The following is a 17,397-nucleotide window of genomic DNA, read 5'->3' on the forward strand; positions in this document are numbered from 1 at the left end:
GCACCACCGCATCGATCACCCGGTCACGCAAATCCTGAGAATAGGCTCGTGGCATAAAGGCTGGCCTCCAAACCCAGCCCCAAGCTTGAATCACACCTCGGCCGCCTTGGGAATCCCAATTCGATTCAAGCTATTCGCAGCGCGCTCTAGCCGTTAAATTTAGCCTTCGGCCCCCCTTGCGTCGGCGGCGTGGCGGCGGTTCTATGCCCACCCCCTGTGGAGCGCATGCATGTCGCTATTCGATAAGTTCGTAAACCGCCTGTTCAAGCGCGGAGAGTTCACGATCATCTTCGCCGATGGTAGCCGAAAGACCTACGGCACGCCCGATCTCAAGCTGAAGCCGGTCACCATCCGCTTCGCCGACAAGGGCGTGGTGCGTGCCATCGCGAGCAATCCGCATCTCGGCGCGGCCGAAGCCTATATGGACGGGCGGCTGGTCATCGAGCAGGGCGATATCCGCGACCTCGTCGACCTCGTCCGCTATAACGGCCGCTGGGAAGAGGGCCGGATCACCCTGCGCGGGACCTTCGCCAGCCTGGTGCGCGACCGGCTGCGCGCGCGGCTGCAGAGCTTCAACACAGCGCGCCTCGCCAAGCGCAACGTCGCCCATCATTACGACCTGAACGACCGGCTCTACGATCTCTTCCTCGACGCCGACCGCCAATATAGCTGCGCCTATTTCGCCGATCCCGGCAACAGCCTCGACCAGGCCCAGGCCGACAAGAAGGCACATATCGCCGCCAAGCTGCACCTCAAGCCAGGCCAGCGGGTGCTCGATATCGGCTGCGGCTGGGGCGGGATGGCGCTCTACCTGAACCGCGCCGCCGACGTAGACGTGCTCGGCATCACCCTGTCCGAGGAGCAGCTGAAGGTGGCCCGCGCGCGCGCCGAGGCGGCGGGCGTCTCGGATCGGGTGAAGTTCGAGCTGATCGACTACCGCCTGCTCGAAGGCAGGTTCGACCGAATCGTCTCGGTCGGCATGTTCGAGCATGTCGGCGTGCCGCAATATGAGACCTTCTTCCTCAAGTGCCGCGATCTGCTCGCCGAGGACGGGGTGATGCTGCTCCACACCATCGGGCGGCTCGGCGTGCCCGGCAAGACCGACGCCTTCACCCTGAAATATATTTTCCCCGGCGGCTACAACCCGGCCTTGTCGGAGATCGTCTCTGCCAGCGAACCGGCCCGGCTGATCGTCGCCGATGTCGAGACGCTGCGGCTCCATTACGGGATGACGCTCGATCACTGGTACGACCGGACCATGGCGGCCAGGGACGCGATCGTCGCCCTGTACGACGAGCGCTTCTTCCGGATGTGGACCTTCTACCTGGCCGGCGCGCGGGCCGCCTTCATCCATGGCAATCTGTGCAATTACCAGCTCCAATATATCCGCAACCGCCGCGCGTTGCCGATCACGCGCGACTATATGGCCGAGGTGGAACAGGCGCTGCCGCGATAGCCAGCCCGATCGCCGCGCGACGCTCAGGCGGCGAAGCCGCCATCGATGGTCTGCATCGATCCGGTGATCATCGCGGCGGCGGGGCTGGCCAGAAAGGCTGCGTAGTCGGCAATCTCGCTGGCGTGGACATGGCGGGGGATCGCCATGAACCCGTGCATCATGTCCGCCATCGGACCGTCGGCGGGGTTCATGTCGGTATCGGTCGGCCCCGGCTGGATCGAATTGACGGTGATGCCGCGCGCGCCGAAATCGCGGGCAAGGCCGCGCACCATGCCCTGGAGCGCCGACTTCGTCATCGCATAGGCTGCGCCGCCGGCGAACGGGATGCGATCGCCATTGGTCGAGCCGATGATGAGGATGCGGCCTCCATCGGGCATGCTGCGCGCTGCCTCGACCGCCGCGAAATAGGGCGCGCGGACGTTGACGTCGATCATCCGGTCGACGGCCTCGGCATCGAGCGCCAGCGGGTCGCCCAGCACCAGCGCGCCGGCGTTGACCAGCAGGATGTCGATCGGACCTTCGGCGATGATCGCCGCGGTCAGCGCCGCCCGATCCGCGCTGTCCACGCGCAGCGGCCTCGCGCCGGTTTCGGCGGCCAGCGCGGCGGCGGCGTCCTGCGAGCCCGCATAGGTGAAGACGACCGCCGCGCCATCGGCGGCGAATTGGCGCACCAGGGCAGCGCCTATGCCGCGGCTACCGCCAAGGATGACCGTCTTGCGGCGCGAAACAGGGGGGGAAATGTCGGTCATGCCATGTCCTTTCAATTTCTATAGTTATCGCTATATTATTGGCTTGGGATGAGGGCAAGGATTTTTTTAGTGACCGATACAAAACTCCCGGGCCGGGGGCGCCCGCGCGGCTTCGATCCGGAGGAAGCGGTGGCGACGGCGCAGCGGCTGTTCCAGGAGCGCGGCTATGACGGCGTCGGCGTCGCCGAGATCGGCAAGGCGCTGGGGATCACGCCGCCCAGCTTCTACAACGCCTTCGGCAGCAAGGCGGCGTTGTTCGACAGGGTGCTCGACCGCTATGCGGGCAGCTTCGGCCGCTTCGTGCCCGATGCCCTCGAGGGCGGTGGCGACGCCTGCGCGGCAGTGGAACGCGTGCTCAGGGATGCCGCGCGGCTTTATGCCCGCCGGGACGGCATTGCCGGCTGTCTCGTGCTGGATGGCGCGCGCGGCAGCAATGATCCCGAGGTGGTGGCGCTGACGGCGCGCCGGATGGCGGACAGCAGCGAGGTCATCGCCGCGCGGATCGCCCGGGACCTTCCGGCTCGGGCGCATGAACTCGCGTCGATCGTGACGATCGCTCTCAAGGGCCTGTCGGCGGCGGCACGGGACGGCGCCAGCCGGGCCGAGCTGGACGGCTTCGCCCGAGCGGCGGCGGCGGGGTTCAGGGCGATCGTCGCCGCAGGATGACCGGCGGCCGGCGCGGGCCGACCCCGCGCCCTGTCACGCCGCCGGCGGCGTCTTGCGCGCAGCGAGCCTTTCCTCGCTGGTGATGATGCCGTCATGATCGGCGTCGACCCGATCGAACATCGCGACCGGGCCCCGTGCTGCTTCCGCGCGGGTGAGGATGCCGTTCGCGTCGGCATCGGCCTGCCGGAACCAGCGGCGGCTCGTCCCGATCCCCGGACCGTCCCCGCCCACCACCATGTGCCAGGCCTGGTTGCGGATCGCATCATCACCATAGGGCCGGGCCGGCGCCTTGTAGGCCGGGATCGCGCCCTTCAGCTCGGCTTGCGACAGCGCACCGTCCTTGTCGGCGTCGAAGCGGGCCAGGAACCACTCGCGGAAATTGTCGCGCCCTTCGGCATATTCGTCGGCGATGCGCTCCTGGCGGCTGTTGATTTCCCACCATTGTAGCGAGCCATTCTCATCCCAGTCGGACGCATCATAATATTCGGCCAGTTGCGACTGCAGAGCCGCGCGCGTCCGTGGCGGCCCATCCGGCCCGCGCTGGCCGAAGGCGGCAAGGAGCACCGACCCGACCAGCAATGCAGCAGCCAGCGACAAACTCTTGCTCATATGGAACCCCCCGGTTCTATTGCTGGCCAACGGCCGGCAAAAGGGGGCCCCTGCCCCCGCCGGAACGATATAATCCTATCCTGACGACGATAGCTAGAGCGGCGCGCCGCGGCCACGCTCAGCTGCGGGCAGCGCCCGTCCACTTGGCGCGCGCTGCATCCTGTTCGGCCGGGCTGATCGTCCCGTCATGGTCCAGATCGATGCTGTCGAACATCGCCAGCGCGCCGGCCGAAGCCTCGGCGAGGCTGAGCCTGCCATTCCCGTCGCGATCGGCGTGCATGAACCATTCGGCGCTTGTGCCGATCGCAGGCGCCTGGCCGGCAACGACGAGCCGCCATGCCTGGTTGGCGGCCGCATCGCGGCCAAAAGGGTGGCTTGGCCAGGCAGGCCCGCGTGCCACGCCGCTGAAGTCCGCACGGGTCAGGGCACCGTCCCTGTCCGCGTCGAGCTTGTCCACCAGCCATATCCGGAAATTATTCTGGCCCATGCCGTACCGGTCGTCGATCGCATCCTGGGCATCCTGCAGCTCGGCCAAGGTCACGCCGCCGCTATCGTCGCCATCGGCGATGTCGAAATAGTCGGCCAGCCTGACGCCCAGCTCGGCACGGGTCCTTGGCGCCCGATCCGGCCCCGGCTGGGCGAATGCGCCGAGCAAAATGGCGGCGCCCAGCATGGCAATGGCGGCTGGCGAGATTCCGGTCATCGGGAAACTCAACCCGCGCCGCCGTCCCTCCATCGCGCGCGCATCGCGTCGCGGGCGGCATCATGCTCCTGCGGGCTGACCGTACCGTCATGGTCGGTGTCGACCCGATCGAACATCGCCAGCGCGCTGGCAGACGCCTCGGCGAGGCTGACCCTGCCGTCCTTGTCGGCATCGGTGCGGGCGAACCAGTCGCCGCCCATGCCGCCCATCCGGCCGTGCCGCAGCTTCATGTCGTCGCCATGCCCGTCCCTGCCGCGATCCATGTCATCGGCGCCTTCGGGCCCTCCGCGCCGCGGCGGCGGCGCCATGAACTCGTCCTTGGACAGCGATCCGCTATGGTCCTTGTCGAGCATTGCGAACATCTCCGCGCGCCGATCCTCGCGCCGCTCGGCGAATTTCGCGTGCATCGCCGCGCGGGCGACATCGAACTCGGCCGGGGTGATGAAGCCGTCGCCATTGGCGTCGGCCTTGCGAAAATGCTCGGCGACCCGGGCCTGCAGCTCGGCGCGGGTCCGCGGCGGCCCATCGGGCGTCGCCTGGGCATAAGCCGCCGCCGCGAGCGTTGCGGCGAGGGCGGCTCCGGCGATCCAGGGTGTCTTCGTCATCATGCTATCCTCGCGAATGGGTGGGCGGACCGGCTGCGACAGGGAAAACCGGCCCACCCTGTCATGTTGATGAAACGCAAAGCTTGCCCGGATAGTTCGATGGTGAAATACCTGTGTCGGCGGTGAAATATATCCGGCCCGCTCATCGCCCGCCCGACACCAGCGCCTTGAGCATGCCGAGCTGCTGCTTCGCCGCCTGCCGTTCCCGCTCGTCCAATATCCCGTCGCCGTCGCTATCCACCGCATCGAAGCGTTCGCGTCCCGCCGCCTGCACCTCGGCCAGCGACAGCGTGCCGCTGGCGTCCCGATCGGTGCGGCGGAACAGCATATCGAGCATGCCGCTCCGGCTGAGCGGGCCATTGTCGTTCAGCGTCAGCCGGGGGCGGCCATCGGGCCCGACGTCCATCATGAATGGCTCCTCGTCGCGCCGGCCACTCAGCATCGAGCGCGCGACGCCCAGCGCAGCGGCGGCCTCGGCCCGGTCAAGGCTACCGTTCTGGTCGCGGTCGGCACCCGCGAAATATTGCGCGAGCGCACTGTCGAGCCCCTCTCGCGTCATCGGCAGTTCCTGTGCCGCAACGGGCAAGGTCAGGAGGGCACCCGCCAGGATGGGCCAGATACGCATCGCTACTCCTCCTCGCCTGCCGGCACCGCACCGCCACGAAGTGCCGCTAGCAACTTGAATGGCGGCCCCACGCATGGCAAGGGCCGCGCGCGCTGAGGTGGCGGGGCGGGAGATTGAGATGACGAATGACGTGAAGCGGGTGGTGCTGGCCTTTTCGGGCGGCCTCGACACGAGCGTGATTCTCAAATGGCTCCAGCAGACCTATGGTTGCGAGGTCGTCACCTTCACCGCCGATCTTGGCCAGGGCGAGGAACTCGAGCCCGCGCGCGCCAAGGCGCGGCTGATGGGCGTGCCCGACAAGCATATCTTCATCGACGATCTCCGCGAGGAGTTCGTCAAGGATTATGTCTATCCGATGATGCGCGCCAACGCGCTGTACGAAGGGCTGTACCTGCTTGGTACCTCGATCGCACGGCCGCTGATCGCCAAGCGCCAGATCGAGATCGCGCGCCAGGTCGGCGCCGATGCGGTCAGCCATGGCGCGACCGGCAAGGGCAACGACCAGGTCCGTTTCGAGCTCGGCTATTACGGCCTGGCCCCCGACATCCGCGTGATCGCTCCGTGGCGCGAGTGGGACCTGACCAGCCGCACCGCGCTGATCGCCTTCGCCGAGCAGCACCAGATCCCGGTGCCCAAGGACAAGCGCGGCGAATCGCCCTTCTCGACCGATGCGAACATCCTCCACACTTCGTCCGAGGGCAAAGTGCTCGAGGATCCGTGGGAGGAAGTGCCCGACTATGTCTTCTCGCGCACGGTCAATCCCGAGGATGCGCCCGATACCCCCGAGATCATCACCATCGACTTCGAGCGCGGCGACGCGGTCGCGATCAACGGCGAGGGGCTGAGCCCGGCGGCCCTGCTGGCGAAGCTCAACGATTATGGCCGCGTCCATGGCATCGGCCGGCTCGATCTCGTCGAGAACCGCTTCGTCGGCATGAAGTCGCGCGGCATGTACGAAACGCCGGGCGGCACCATCTATCACCTCGCCCATCGCGGCATCGAGCAGATCACGCTGGATCGCGGCGCCGCACACCTCAAGGACGAGCTGGCGCCGCGCTATGCCGAGCTGATCTACAACGGCTTCTGGTTCAGCCCCGAGCGCGAGATGCTCCAGGCGGCGATCGACCATAGCCAGGCCAAGGTGACCGGCACGGTGCGCCTGAAGCTGTACAAGGGCGGCGTCCATGTGATCGGCCGCAAGTCGCCCTACACGCTCTATTCGGAGAAGGTCGTCACCTTCGAGGACGACGCCGGCGCCTATGACCAGCGCGACGCCGCGGGCTTCATCAAGCTCCAGGCGCTGCGGCTAAGGCTGCTGGGGCGGCGCGACGGGCTCTGATCGCGTCCGTCTCGAGAGCAAATGCGATCAGATCAAACCGCTCATCCTGAGTAAGGGCTGAGCCGGGCGAAGACCGCATCGAAGGACGTCCTTCGAGACGCCACTTCGCCAGGCTCAGTGGCTCCTCAGGATGAGCGAGGGTGTCAATCTGTTGGCCACTTTGGCTTTTGAGAGGGCACCCGGCGGAGGCCGACGATGTCGATCGCGCCATCCCTGTAGCGTCCGACCTCGACCCGCCCGCGCGACAGCTCATCGAGGAACACGTCGCCCTTGTCATAGGCCCATGGCCCGAGCCGCAGCAGCCAGATGGTCGGCACGGATCGTGTCGTGGGTGCCTGCGCGATGACGCGCAGATGCGGCCGGTCGAGCGAGGGGACGCCCCGCGAGCCGCTGACATAGATGCTCCCCGGCGGCGGGTTCAGGCTCGGGATCGCGGTCGGGATCGGCCTGCTCGGCATCGCCAGCGCCATGTCGCGTACTGCCCGGTCGAAGGGCAGCGCGCCCTCGTTCGGATAGGCAAAGACGACATCGCCCGGCTGGAAGCGCGGCTTCAGCCACGCCAGCGTCCGATACCAGTCGCGCCGCGGATGCTCGCGCATGCGGATGTCGAACCCGATCTGCGAGACGCATAGCCATGCCAGCGCGCCGGTGCCGGCGAGCAGCCCGATGCGCCAGCGCCAGCCCAGCGCCAGCGCCATCAGCAATATCGCCGGGCAGGCCAGCGGCGTCATCGTCCGGATGATGAAGATCGGCGCGACCGTCGCCGACAGGATCAGCGACAGCGCCACCGGCAGAAGGCTGAGCAGCAGCAACGCGGCGAGCAGCCGCCGCGCCCGGCGCGCGCGCCACAGCAGCGCTGCGCCGAGCAGCGCCAGCATCGCCGCCGCCACCCGCATATCGTCGGTCGGCCCGCTGAACATCACCGTCGCCCGCCGCGCCAGATCGACGGTCGAGAAGCGCAGCCAGGTCGCCTTCACCCATTCGGGCGCCTGGTCCATCAGGATCAGCAGCGCCGGCAGCCAGACCAGCAGGACGATAAGATGGCCGCCGAATAGCCACAACCAGTCGCCGCGACGCATGATCCGGACGCGCACCACGCACAGCAGCGCCAGGCCCAGGGCGGCCGCATAGAGCGGCCCCAGATTGTGGAGCCACAGCATCAGCGCGGTACAGGCGAGATGTCCCGCATAGGCGCGCCCGGCGAGCGGCAGACCCTCGCCGCGCCGCGCCGCGATCGCCAGCAGGGCGAGCGTGGCGGCGGCATAGACCAGGATCATCACCGGATAGGGCCGCACCTCGCGCGTCATCTCGGCGAGGATCGGCGACACAGCGGCCAGCGCCAGCGCGGCCAGCGTCACGCGCCCCGCCGGTGCCCCGCATAGCCGGGCCAGTCGATGCGCTGCCAGGGCGAGCACCGGCAGCGCCGCCAGGCCGCAGACCAGCCCGAGCGCGCGGTGCCCCGCCAGATCATCCCCCGCGACCAGCGTCCAGGCGCGCAGCAGCGAATAATAAAAGGGCGGATGGGTCTCATAGCGCGGCACGACATGCCAAAGGAAATGCCAGCCTTTCGATGCGGCATAGGCGCTATAGCCTTCGTCGAGCCACATCGGCTCGCCGGCTATCCCCCATGCGCGAGCCCAGAGCCCGACCGCAGCGACGAGCGCGGCGGCAAGGATGAGGCGGTGGCGGGGGCGCGGCAGAAACCTGATCACCCGTTCCGCTTAGAGTGATTTCGAGGCAGATGGAATCATCTGCCGGCTCGGAAATCACGGACAATCGAGTCTAGGCGAAATAGCCCGGGGCGGTGAACCCCTTTCGCATCGGCGATCGGCGCCTGCCTATTCGCTCGCCGCCGCCACCCCGTCGCACATCCACGCCGGCACCAGCGCATCGCCGAGCTTGTCGACCGAGCGCCGCTCGACGCTACCGTCCGGCAGCACCACCAGCCGCCGATTGACCTTGTTGCGCCAGTTCATCCGCGCGGTGTTTTCCTGGCCGACATAGCAGCCCTTGGTGAAGCTCACCCCGTGCAGCAGGTCGGCATTGCATTCGAGCCACAGCGTCTTGTCCGAGCCGAGTTCCGCCACCCCTTCGGGCACGCCGAGCGACAGCCGGTGCTCGTGCCAGCCGGTCGCCGCGCCATCGGGCGCCGCGATCCAGCGGCGGCCGAGCGCCGCGAGGCGGGGGTCGGGCACGCCCTGCCCGCCGTCGAGCGCCCAATGCACCGCCAGCGCGGGTTCGCGCGCGATGACGATCGGCTTGCGCAGCCGATAGAGCGACAGGCGGCGGACCAGCGCGTCGGCCTGCGACGCCTCGCAATCGATCAGCAGAGCGTCGCCATCCTCGTCCCTGGCGTCCCAGACGATGAAATCGAACAGCGCCTTGCCCTGCGGCGTCAACAGGCCGGCCCACACCGGCAGCGCCGCGCTCACATCATTGGTGACAAGCCCCTGCAGGAAGTCACGCACCTCCGGGCCGGAGAGGCGGATCAGCGCGCGATCGATGAGGGTGGTATCGGACATGGCACGAAGGTAGGAGCAACGCACCCGGAAGTTAACCCATGGTGGCTGGCATGACCTACGATCTCATCCTCAAGAACGGCACGGTGTGGACGGTAGGCGGCCCGGTGCAGACCAGCGTGGGCGTCAAGGACGGCAGGATCGCCGGAATCGGCGTCGCCGGTGACGCAGGCGAGACGATCGACTGCGCCGGGCTCGACGTGCTGCCGGGCGTGATCGACAGCCAGGTGCATTTCCGCGAGCCGGGGCTCGAGGCCAAGGAGGATCTCGAATCGGGCAGCCGCGCCGCGGTGCTCGGAGGGGTGACCGCGGTCTTCGAGATGCCGAACACCAAGCCCAACACCGATTCGGCCGAGGCGATCGCCGACAAACTGGCGCGCGCGAAGGATCGGATGTGGTGCGACCATGCCTTCTATGTCGGCGCGACCGCGGCCAATGCCGAGCAGCTGGCCGAGTTGGAGATGATCCCCGGTACGGCCGGAGTGAAGATCTTCATGGGCGCATCGACCGGCGACCTGCTCGTCGCCGAGGACGAAAATCTGGCGCGGGTGCTGCGCTCGGGCAAGCGCCGCGTCGCCATCCACGCCGAGGACGAGGCGCGGATGATCGCGCGGCAGGGCGAGCGGATCGAGGGCGATCCATCGAGCCACCCGGTCTGGCGCGACGATGAAAGCGCGCTGCTCGCCACCCGCCGTATCCTGCGCATCGCGCGCGAGGCCGGGCGCAGGATTCACATCCTCCACATCACCACCCCGGCCGAACTCGCGCTGATCGCGCAGCACAAGGACATCGCGACCTGCGAGGTGACTCCGCAGCACCTGACGCTGGCCGGCGAGGAGGCTTATCCGCGGCTCGGCACCTACGCACAGATGAACCCGCCGATCCGGTCCGCCGCGCACCGCGAGGGGCTGTGGGACTATCTGCGCCAGGGCGTGCCAGACGTGCTCGGCTCGGACCATGCACCGCATACCAGGGACGAGAAGGCGAAGACCTATCCGACGTCGCCGAGCGGCATGCCCGGCGTCCAGACGCTGCTGCCGCTGATGCTCAACCATGTCGCCGAGGGCCGCCTGACGCTCCAGCAGCTGATCGAGCTGACTTCGGCCGGCCCGCAGCGCGTGTTCGGGCTGCGCACCAAGGGCCGCATCGCGCTCGGCTATGATGCCGACTTCTCGATCGTCGACCTGAAGGCGCGCTGGACGATCGAGGAGGACTGGCTGGCATCGCGCTGCGGATGGTCGCCCTTCACCGGCATGGCGCTTACCGGACGGCCAATCGGCACGATCATACGCGGACATCGGGTGATGTGGGACGGCAATCTCGCCAACGCAGCGATCGGTACGCCGATTCGCTTCGACAGCGTCGCTCTCGTCTGACGCAGCGGCGGCCGCCGTTCGTTTCGTCTGTGGATAAGTTGCAACTCAACGCAGGATGAAACCCGCTCGCCGCGTTGCAGCAACTTGTTAACCATTTAGCCTTCCCTCGCGCCGAATTGGATGTCTATCAGACACCACGGGATCGGGTGGGGACTACCAGATGACGAAAACGATGCGCGCGATTGTCGGTTCCATGCTGCTTGCGTGCATGGCTGTCGCGCCCAGTGCCGCCAACGCCCAGATGCTCCAGTGCGCACCCTTCGCCCGCATGTTCTCCGGCATCCAGCTGTTCGGCGCGGCCGCCGCATGGTGGGATCAGGCCGCGGGCAAATATCTGCGCGGCAACAGCCCGGCGATCGGTTCGGTGATGGTGTTCAAGGCGATCGGCTCGATGCGCTCGGGCCATGTCGCGACCGTCACCCAGGTGGTCAGTGAGCGGGTCATCAAGATCACCCACGCCAACTGGTCGATCATCAACGGCCGCCGCGGTCAGGTCGAGCGCGACGTCACTGTCGTCGACGCCTCACCGCGCAACGACTGGAGCCAGGTCAAGGTCTGGTTCGCGCCGATCGGCGCGGTCGGCAACAAGGCCTATCCGGTCAACGGCTTCATCTACAAGAATGGCAAGTCGACCGCCTCCACGGCCACCGAGGTGAACGGCCAGGAAGGCTGAGCCTCTCCGGGGCTCGCTTATCCGGGATCGTTCTTCAGTCCCAGTCGACGATCGTCCAGCCGCGCCGCTTTGCCTCTTCGCGCAGGCCCTGATGCGGGTTCGCGGCGATCGCCTCGTCCGCCCATTCGAGCACCGGCACGTCCGATACATGATCCGAATAGAAGCGGATCCGGCACTGGCTGCGCTCAAGGCCTTCCAGCCCCATCCACGCTTCGATCATCCGCAGCTTGGCCGGGCCGTAGCAATTCTCGCCGTCGACCTTGTGGCTGACATAGTCGTCGAGGCCCCTGATGCTGGTCGTGGCGACGATATCGTCCATGCCCAGCTTCGCGGCGATCGGCTCGACCCATAGCCGCGACGAAGCGGTGGCGAGCACCAGCCGCCGGCCCGCGGCCCGGTTCTCGGCAAGGCTGTCGAGCGCCTGCCGGCGGACATTGTGCCGCACCGTCTTTTCGGCGAAGCTCTCGGCAAGCGGCGCCAGCGCAGACAGGCGCACAGTGCGGCCGAGCAGCATCGCCTGGTTCAGCTCCTTGACGCGCTTGCGCTCGATCAGCCGGAGCACATAGGCGAGCATCACCAGCGCCGCCGCCGGCACGAAGATCAGCCGCCATGGCGCCAGCCGCAGCGCGGCATGGATCATGAAAGGCGTGAAGGTACCGGTCCGGGTGATCGTCCGGTCCATGTCGTAGATGGCGAGTTCGGTCATGCGACCGGCTTTAGGCGATTTGCCGCAGCAAAGAATATGGGAACATTCGCGTCCCGCCGGGATTTCATTTCGGATGCTTGCCGATCTCCTGCTTTTCGAGCACTGCTGAGTGTCATGAGCGCGCCGGCCGACTTCGAGTTCGACGACGGAACCCTGCGGTTCTCTGGAGAGCTGACCCTTGCCCGCATCGGCGACCTGCCGCAGCGGCTGGCGGCGATCGCGCAGGCACCGGCGCAGATCGATCTCGATGGCGTCGACCGCATCGACACGGTCGGCGCCTGGCTGGTCCACCGCATCGCCCGCGAGCATGACGCCCGGGTGATCGGCGCCGACGAGGACGTCTGCCACCTGCTCGAGCAGATTGCCGCTGCCGACAAGCCGCTGAAGATCCGCCCCGATCCGAGCCCGCCTTTCGTCCGCGTGCTGCGCGAGATGGGCGACGCCACCGCGGTCGCCGGCCATTCGCTGGTCGGGCTGCTGGGCTTCTTCGGCGCCACGGTGATCGGGCTGTGGGGCCTCGTCACCCACCCGCGCCGGTTCCGCTTCAACGCGATGGCCCGGCAGTTCGAGGTGGTGGGCGTCACGGCGCTCGGCATCATCGGGCTGATGAGCTTCCTGATCGGCATCGTCATCGCCCAGCAGGGCGCGGTCCAGCTCCGCCAGTTCGGCGCCGAGGTGTTCGCGATCAACCTGATCGGCCGGATCACGATCCGCGAGCTCGGCGTGCTGATGACGGCGATCATGGTCGCCGGCCGCTCCGGCAGCGCCTTCGCCGCCCAGCTCGGCTCGATGAAGCTGGCCGAGGAAATCGACGCGATGCGCACCATCGGCGTCTCGCCGATGGAGGCGTTGATCCTGCCGCGGGTGATCTCCACCGTGTTCCTGATGCCGCTGCTGGGCTTCTATGCGGCGGTGGTCGCCATCGTCGGCGGCGGCATATTCTGCTGGATCGATCTCGACATCCCGCCGATCACCTTCGTCCAGCGGCTGCAGGAGGTGGTGCCGCTCACCGATCTGTGGGTCGGCCTGATCAAGGCACCGGTGTTCGGCCTGATCATCGCGATGTCGGGCTGCTACCAGGGCATGCAGGTCGAGGGAAATGCCGAGGAGGTCGGGCTGCGCACCACCGCCTCGGTGGTGCAGGCGATCTTCCTGGTGATCGTGCTCGATTCGGTGTTCGCGGTGTTCTTCAGCTCGATCGGGTGGATCTGATGGCACGGCTCAACACCGCCGAAGGGGATACCGTCATCCACGTCTCCGGGCTCAGGAACAGCTTCGGCGATCAGGTGGTCCACGATGGGCTCGACCTCGACGTGCGGCGCGGCGAGATATTGGGCGTGGTCGGCGGCTCCGGCACCGGCAAATCGGTGCTGATGCGCTCGATCATCGGGCTGCAGACCCCGCTCGAAGGCGACGTCGAGGTGTTCGGCGAACCGATGATCGGCCGCGAGGAATATGAAGCGAAGCAGGTCCGCAGGCGCTGGGGCGTGCTGTTCCAGGGCGGGGCGCTGTTCTCGACCCTGACCGTGGCCGAAAATGTCCAGGTGCCGATCCGCGAATATTATCCGCAGATCGACGCACAGCTGCTCGACGAGATCGCCGCCTACAAGGTGGCGATGACCGGCCTGCCGCCCGAGGCCGGGCCGAAATATCCCTCCGAGCTGTCGGGCGGGATGCGCAAGCGCGCTGGCCTGGCCCGCGCGCTGTCGCTCGATCCGCAGCTGCTGTTCCTCGACGAACCGACCGCGGGGCTCGATCCGATCGGCGCCGCGGCATTCGACGCGCTGATCCACGCGCTCCAGCGCACGCTCGGCCTCACTGTCTTCCTGATCACCCACGACCTCGATACGCTCTATGCGATATGCGATCGCGTCGCGGTGCTCGCCGACCAGCGGGTGATCGCAGTTGGAACGATCCCGGAATTATTGGCGTTGGACCATCCGTGGATTCAGGAATATTTCAACGGCCCGCGGGGGCGGGTCGCATCGGACGCGGCCAGGCGCGAAGCGGCGAAGGACAGCAGGGCATGAGAGGCTGATGGAAACCCGGTCCAACCATGTGCTGGTGGGCGGCGTCGTGCTGGCGCTGCTTGTCGGGCTGCTCGCCTTCATCGTCTGGCTGGCGGGGTTCAACACCGCCACCGAGCAGCGCTACGACATCTTCTTCAAGACCTCCGTCGATGGCCTCGCCAAGGGCTCACCGGTGAACTTCTCCGGCGTTCCGGTCGGCAAGATCCAGGAGATCAAGCTGCTCCCGGACAGCCCGGAATTCGTGCGGGTGCGGATCTCGGTCGACCAGGAGACGCCGATCCTGCAGGGCACCACCGCGACCATCGCCGGCGTCGGCTTCACCGGCGTCAGCCAGATCAATCTCGATGGCGCGATCAAGGGCGCCCCGCCCATCGTCGAACCCGGACCCTATGGCGTGCCGGTGATCCCGACCAAGCCCGGTGCGCTCGGCGAGCTGCTCAACTCGGCGCCCGAGCTGCTGAACCGGATATCGGCGCTGACCGAACGACTCACCGAGCTGCTCAACGACAAGAACCAGAAATCGATCAGCGGCATTCTTGCGCATGTCGACCGGCTGAGCGGCGACCTCGCCGACCGTGGACCCGAGATCGCCGCCTCGGTCGCACAGCTCAAGGTCACGCTGCAGCAGGCGGGCGACACCGCCGCCAAGATCGGCGCGCTGGCCGAAACGACGAACGGCGTGATGTCGAGCGACGTCAAGCCGGCGATGGCCAGTCTCAACCGCGCCACGACCGCCGCCCAGCACACCATGGAGTCGCTGGACCAGGCGATCACCGACGCGCGGCCGGGGGTGAAGGCCTTCTCGACCCAGACGGTACCCCAGATCAACCAGCTGGTCCGCAACCTCGCGGAGATGTCCGAATCGCTCAACGCGATCTCCGCCAAGCTCGATCGCGGCGGCGCCGGCGCGGTGCTCGGCGGCGGCAAGCTGCCCGACTATAAGGGACAATGAGAGTGAAGATGATCCGCCCGCTCGTCGCCGTCATGCTGCTCGCCACGCTGTCGGGCTGCATCAGCCTCGGCGCCAAGCCGCCCAAGGCGCTGCTCAGCCTGACCTCGGACGCGCGCGTGCCCGCCGACCAGGCCAAGTCGACCCGCGACGCCCAGGCGATCGGAGTCTCGGTCCCGGTCCTGCCCGCGGCGCTGCGCAACCAGCGAATCGCGGTGCAGACCGGCGCGGCCTTCGCCTATCTGCCGAAAGCCGCCTGGGCCGATACCCCCGCCGCGCTGTTCCGCGCCGTCCTCGCCGAGACGATCGAGGCGAAGACCGGCCGCTTCGTCCCAGACCAGCGCAACGGGGCAATCACGCCAGACACGCGGCTGGCCGGCACGCTATCCGCCTTCCAGTTGCTCGGTGGCCAGGGCAAGGTGCTGGTGATCTTCGACGCGACGCTGGCGACGAGCGGCTCGGACATCTTGAAGACACGCCGCTTCGAGGCGACCGCGCCGGTCGCGGCGGAGGATGCTGCCAGCGTCAGCGCCGCGCTCAACCGCGCCGCCAATGCCGTCGCGGGCGATGTAGCGACCTGGGTGGCCGCCTGAGCCTCGCCGCGCGCCGGCAACAGGATGATCCTACAGCCTCTTGAGTTTGCTTTGGGCATTCCGTTCGTGTCGAGCGTAGTCGAGACACGCTGGCGCACGGTACGTCCCTCGACTTCGCTCGGGACGAACGGTTTAGACTGGAACGAAACGACCTCTACTTCTTCTCGACGAAAGCCGTCAGCCGCGCGAATTGTCCACCGATCACCTGGTCGACGATCGGCGCATAGCCCTGTCCGCCACCCGGCATATAGCCGCCGAGCGCATAGCTCAGGCTGATCGCGGTGCCGCTGCCCGAGGGCTTCAGCTCCCAGGTCATCGCGCCCGACACGCCCATCGATTGAAAGGGCCCGAGCGCACCCTGCAGGCGCAGCAGCCGATCCGGCATGATCTGCACGACGCGCATATGCTCCACCGCCCCCTTCGCCTGCGGCACGGTCTCGCAGAAGCAGCCGCCCGCGGTGGGATCGAGCGTCAGGTTGGCACCCTCCTGGGAATAGCTGTGGGTCATGTCCCACCAGCGGCCGGGCGCGATCAAGGCTGCCCAGACCGCGGACGGCGAGGCCGATACGGTTGCGGCGAACGCCACCACGAAGCCGCCGCTCTCGGCTGCCTTGACCTCGGCCGCGGCTGGCGAAGCCGCTGCCAGCGCCAGCCCGGCCAGACTCCCGACATATCTCATCCACCCACTCCCTGGTCGACCCGCTGCATTGCTGCCCAGCCCGCATCCGCGCTGCATAGCAAACCGCCCGTCTCTCCCGAAGGAGAAACGGGCGGCCTAGGCTGCGGACGATCGGGGGGAGTCCGCAGCAGCTAAAAGGGTCAGCGGGCGATCATCGCCACCGCTGTGACCTGGTTGGGATGGAAGCCGAACTCGACCAGCCGGTGCTTGAGGTCGGAGGCGTCGGCCCGGTCGCGCACCCGGCAGACGAAGCGGCGCAGGGTTTCGAGCCGCGGATCGGCGAGCGGCAGCTTGGGACGAACGCCGTTGCTGCCTTCGACCAGCCTTCCGAACCATCCGCGCCGGCGCGCCTCGCCCGCCTCGCGCATCGCCAGGCTGACGACCTTCCACTCGAGCGCCGACAAGGGTGGCGTCGAAGCGTCGGTTTCGGCCTGGAACGGCACCGCGATAGTCATGTCTTCCTCCGATTGTTACACATTGTTATCTGCTCAGGCGAAGAGCTTGGCTGTGATCTCCGCCACATGTTTTCCCTGAAATCTTGCGCCATCGAGTTCGGTCGCGCTCGGGTGGCGCGAGCCGTCGCTGCCGGCGATGGTCGTTGCGCCATAGGGTGCACCGCCCTTGACCTCGTCCACGCCGGTCTGGCCGGCAAAGCTGTAGGGCAGGCCGACGATCACCATGCCGAAATGGAGCAGGTTGGTGATGATCGAAAACAGCGTGGTCTCCTGCCCGCCATGCTGCGAGCCGGTCGAGGTGAAGGCGGCGCCGACCTTGCCGTTGAGCGCACCGCTCGCCCACAGGCCGCCCGCTCCGTCCAGGAAGGATGCCATTTGTCCCGATATGCGCCCAAAGCGGGTGCCGGTGCCGACGATGATCGCATCATAACCGGCCAGCTCGGCCACGGTCGCGACCGGCGCAGGCTGATCGAGCTTGAAGTGATTCTTCCGGGCGATGTCGAGCGGCACCGTCTCCGGCACGCGCTTGACGTCCACCTGGGCGCCCGCGCTGCGCGCGCCTTCGGCGACGGCGTGCGCCATCGTCTCGATATGGCCATAGGTCGAATAATAGAGAACGAGGATCTTCGGCATCTGCTTCGCTCCGAACATGTTGACGGAAGCGA

20 protein-coding genes are annotated in these 17,397 nt (G+C 67.3%); 9 read left to right on the forward strand and 11 right to left on the reverse strand.

What is annotated here, in order from left to right; all coding sequences use genetic code 11:
• Window positions 1-229: 229 nt before the first annotated feature.
• Entirely contained in the window at window positions 230-1,456 is a 1,227-nt protein-coding gene (locus tag AC1DQK_RS04255) for a class I SAM-dependent methyltransferase (protein WP_477867749.1), read from the forward strand.
• A 23-nt stretch (window positions 1,457-1,479) separates the two neighbouring features.
• Here the strand turns inward: AC1DQK_RS04255 and bdcA are convergent, their stop codons facing one another.
• On the reverse strand, window positions 1,480-2,205 hold the full coding sequence (gene bdcA, locus AC1DQK_RS04260) for an SDR family oxidoreductase (protein ID WP_477867751.1): 726 nt from the start codon (window positions 2,203-2,205) through the stop codon (window positions 1,480-1,482).
• 69 nt (window positions 2,206-2,274) lie between these two features.
• Between bdcA and AC1DQK_RS04265 the strand changes: the two genes are divergently transcribed.
• Entirely contained in the window at window positions 2,275-2,871 is a 597-nt protein-coding gene (locus AC1DQK_RS04265) for a TetR/AcrR family transcriptional regulator (RefSeq protein ID WP_477867753.1), read from the forward strand.
• A gap of 33 nt (window positions 2,872-2,904) precedes the next feature.
• Here AC1DQK_RS04265 and AC1DQK_RS04270 read toward each other — a convergent pair whose 3' ends face one another.
• From AC1DQK_RS04270 to AC1DQK_RS04285, 4 genes are all read right to left on the reverse strand, one after another.
• A complete protein-coding gene (locus tag AC1DQK_RS04270; RefSeq protein WP_477867755.1) occupies window positions 2,905-3,480 on the reverse strand; it encodes an EF-hand domain-containing protein in 576 nt (191 codons plus the stop codon).
• A gap of 118 nt (window positions 3,481-3,598) precedes the next feature.
• Window positions 3,599-4,183 carry an EF-hand domain-containing protein gene (locus AC1DQK_RS04275; RefSeq protein WP_477867757.1) on the reverse strand — a complete coding sequence of 195 codons (585 nt, stop codon included), beginning with the start codon at window positions 4,181-4,183 and terminating at the stop codon, window positions 3,599-3,601.
• An 8-nt stretch (window positions 4,184-4,191) separates the two neighbouring features.
• Window positions 4,192-4,788 (reverse strand): EF-hand domain-containing protein, encoded by a 597-nt coding sequence (locus tag AC1DQK_RS04280; RefSeq protein WP_477867759.1) that lies wholly within the window; start codon window positions 4,786-4,788, stop codon window positions 4,192-4,194.
• Between the two features lie 142 nt (window positions 4,789-4,930).
• The gene (locus tag AC1DQK_RS04285; RefSeq protein ID WP_477867760.1) at window positions 4,931-5,413 is read right to left on the reverse strand and encodes an EF-hand domain-containing protein; all 483 of its coding nucleotides are present in this window, start codon (window positions 5,411-5,413) and stop codon (window positions 4,931-4,933) included.
• Between the two features lie 118 nt (window positions 5,414-5,531).
• Between AC1DQK_RS04285 and AC1DQK_RS04290 the strand changes: the two genes are divergently transcribed.
• Window positions 5,532-6,752, forward strand: coding sequence for an argininosuccinate synthase (locus tag AC1DQK_RS04290; protein ID WP_477867762.1), 1,221 nt, complete (start codon window positions 5,532-5,534; stop codon window positions 6,750-6,752).
• A gap of 143 nt (window positions 6,753-6,895) precedes the next feature.
• Here AC1DQK_RS04290 and AC1DQK_RS04295 read toward each other — a convergent pair whose 3' ends face one another.
• Both AC1DQK_RS04295 and ygfZ read right to left on the reverse strand, forming a co-directional pair.
• Window positions 6,896-8,464 carry a hypothetical protein gene (locus AC1DQK_RS04295; protein ID WP_477867764.1) on the reverse strand — a complete coding sequence of 523 codons (1,569 nt, stop codon included), beginning with the start codon at window positions 8,462-8,464 and terminating at the stop codon, window positions 6,896-6,898.
• Between the two features lie 126 nt (window positions 8,465-8,590).
• Entirely contained in the window at window positions 8,591-9,274 is a 684-nt protein-coding gene (ygfZ, locus tag AC1DQK_RS04300; RefSeq protein ID WP_477867766.1) for a CAF17-like 4Fe-4S cluster assembly/insertion protein YgfZ, read from the reverse strand.
• A gap of 50 nt (window positions 9,275-9,324) precedes the next feature.
• Here ygfZ and AC1DQK_RS04305 point away from each other — a divergent pair, with 50 nt between their 5' ends.
• Window positions 9,325-10,647, forward strand: coding sequence for a dihydroorotase (locus AC1DQK_RS04305; protein ID WP_477867768.1), 1,323 nt, complete (start codon window positions 9,325-9,327; stop codon window positions 10,645-10,647).
• A 160-nt stretch (window positions 10,648-10,807) separates the two neighbouring features.
• Window positions 10,808-11,320, forward strand: a complete 513-nt coding sequence (locus AC1DQK_RS04310) for a CHAP domain-containing protein (RefSeq protein WP_477867770.1) — start codon at window positions 10,808-10,810, stop codon at window positions 11,318-11,320.
• A 34-nt stretch (window positions 11,321-11,354) separates the two neighbouring features.
• On the opposite strand, the gene AC1DQK_RS04315 is transcribed toward AC1DQK_RS04310, so the two are convergent.
• Entirely contained in the window at window positions 11,355-12,026 is a 672-nt protein-coding gene (locus AC1DQK_RS04315) for an HAD family hydrolase (protein ID WP_477867772.1), read from the reverse strand.
• A gap of 114 nt (window positions 12,027-12,140) precedes the next feature.
• Here AC1DQK_RS04315 and AC1DQK_RS04320 point away from each other — a divergent pair, with 114 nt between their 5' ends.
• The 4 genes from AC1DQK_RS04320 to AC1DQK_RS04335 are packed head-to-tail and all read left to right on the forward strand — an operon-like array spanning window position 12,141 to window position 15,598.
• The gene (locus tag AC1DQK_RS04320) at window positions 12,141-13,238 is read left to right on the forward strand and encodes an MlaE family lipid ABC transporter permease subunit (RefSeq protein ID WP_477867774.1); all 1,098 of its coding nucleotides are present in this window, start codon (window positions 12,141-12,143) and stop codon (window positions 13,236-13,238) included.
• Window positions 13,238-14,056: an ABC transporter ATP-binding protein gene (locus AC1DQK_RS04325; protein ID WP_477867776.1), complete on the forward strand. Its 819-nt coding sequence runs from the start codon at window positions 13,238-13,240 to the stop codon at window positions 14,054-14,056. Before AC1DQK_RS04320 ends, AC1DQK_RS04325 begins: the two co-directional genes overlap by 1 nt.
• Window positions 14,057-14,063: 7 nt before the next feature.
• Window positions 14,064-15,008, forward strand: a complete 945-nt coding sequence (locus tag AC1DQK_RS04330) for an MlaD family protein (RefSeq protein ID WP_477867778.1) — start codon at window positions 14,064-14,066, stop codon at window positions 15,006-15,008.
• An 8-nt stretch (window positions 15,009-15,016) separates the two neighbouring features.
• The gene (locus AC1DQK_RS04335) at window positions 15,017-15,598 is read left to right on the forward strand and encodes an ABC-type transport auxiliary lipoprotein family protein (RefSeq protein ID WP_477867780.1); all 582 of its coding nucleotides are present in this window, start codon (window positions 15,017-15,019) and stop codon (window positions 15,596-15,598) included.
• Window positions 15,599-15,752: 154 nt separating this feature from the next.
• On the opposite strand, the gene AC1DQK_RS04340 is transcribed toward AC1DQK_RS04335, so the two are convergent.
• The 3 genes from AC1DQK_RS04340 to wrbA form a co-directional block, all read right to left on the reverse strand.
• Window positions 15,753-16,277 (reverse strand): SRPBCC family protein, encoded by a 525-nt coding sequence (locus tag AC1DQK_RS04340; RefSeq protein WP_477867782.1) that lies wholly within the window; start codon window positions 16,275-16,277, stop codon window positions 15,753-15,755.
• A 140-nt stretch (window positions 16,278-16,417) separates the two neighbouring features.
• Window positions 16,418-16,732, reverse strand: a complete 315-nt coding sequence (locus AC1DQK_RS04345) for a hypothetical protein (RefSeq protein ID WP_477867784.1) — start codon at window positions 16,730-16,732, stop codon at window positions 16,418-16,420.
• A gap of 33 nt (window positions 16,733-16,765) precedes the next feature.
• Window positions 16,766-17,365, reverse strand: coding sequence for an NAD(P)H:quinone oxidoreductase (gene wrbA / locus AC1DQK_RS04350; RefSeq protein WP_477867786.1), 600 nt, complete (start codon window positions 17,363-17,365; stop codon window positions 16,766-16,768).
• Window positions 17,366-17,397: the final 32 nt, after the last annotated feature.

The sequence above is a fragment of the Rhizorhabdus sp. P4_G5 genome (assembly GCF_056401065.1).

Bases quoted from the DNA above. Each gene is read 5' to 3' on its own strand.
- AC1DQK_RS04255 (WP_477867749.1), top strand. From the start codon at position 230: ATGTCGCTATTCGATAAGTTCGTAAACCGCCTGTTCAAGCGCGGAGAG.
- bdcA (WP_477867751.1), bottom strand. From the start codon at position 2,205: ATGACCGACATTTCCCCCCCTGTTTCGCGCCGCAAGACGGTCATCCTT.
- AC1DQK_RS04270 (WP_477867755.1), bottom strand. From the start codon at position 3,480: ATGAGCAAGAGTTTGTCGCTGGCTGCTGCATTGCTGGTCGGGTCGGTG.
- AC1DQK_RS04275 (WP_477867757.1), bottom strand. From the start codon at position 4,183: ATGACCGGAATCTCGCCAGCCGCCATTGCCATGCTGGGCGCCGCCATT.
- AC1DQK_RS04280 (WP_477867759.1), bottom strand. From the start codon at position 4,788: ATGACGAAGACACCCTGGATCGCCGGAGCCGCCCTCGCCGCAACGCTC.
- AC1DQK_RS04285 (WP_477867760.1), bottom strand. From the start codon at position 5,413: ATGCGTATCTGGCCCATCCTGGCGGGTGCCCTCCTGACCTTGCCCGTT.
- AC1DQK_RS04290 (WP_477867762.1), top strand. From the start codon at position 5,532: ATGACGAATGACGTGAAGCGGGTGGTGCTGGCCTTTTCGGGCGGCCTC.
- ygfZ (WP_477867766.1), bottom strand. From the start codon at position 9,274: ATGTCCGATACCACCCTCATCGATCGCGCGCTGATCCGCCTCTCCGGC.
- AC1DQK_RS04305 (WP_477867768.1), top strand. From the start codon at position 9,325: ATGACCTACGATCTCATCCTCAAGAACGGCACGGTGTGGACGGTAGGC.
- AC1DQK_RS04310 (WP_477867770.1), top strand. From the start codon at position 10,808: ATGACGAAAACGATGCGCGCGATTGTCGGTTCCATGCTGCTTGCGTGC.
- AC1DQK_RS04315 (WP_477867772.1), bottom strand. From the start codon at position 12,026: ATGACCGAACTCGCCATCTACGACATGGACCGGACGATCACCCGGACC.
- AC1DQK_RS04320 (WP_477867774.1), top strand. From the start codon at position 12,141: ATGAGCGCGCCGGCCGACTTCGAGTTCGACGACGGAACCCTGCGGTTC.
- AC1DQK_RS04325 (WP_477867776.1), top strand. From the start codon at position 13,238: ATGGCACGGCTCAACACCGCCGAAGGGGATACCGTCATCCACGTCTCC.
- AC1DQK_RS04330 (WP_477867778.1), top strand. From the start codon at position 14,064: ATGGAAACCCGGTCCAACCATGTGCTGGTGGGCGGCGTCGTGCTGGCG.
- AC1DQK_RS04335 (WP_477867780.1), top strand. From the start codon at position 15,017: ATGATCCGCCCGCTCGTCGCCGTCATGCTGCTCGCCACGCTGTCGGGC.
- AC1DQK_RS04340 (WP_477867782.1), bottom strand. From the start codon at position 16,277: ATGAGATATGTCGGGAGTCTGGCCGGGCTGGCGCTGGCAGCGGCTTCG.
- AC1DQK_RS04345 (WP_477867784.1), bottom strand. From the start codon at position 16,732: ATGACTATCGCGGTGCCGTTCCAGGCCGAAACCGACGCTTCGACGCCA.
- wrbA (WP_477867786.1), bottom strand. From the start codon at position 17,365: ATGCCGAAGATCCTCGTTCTCTATTATTCGACCTATGGCCATATCGAG.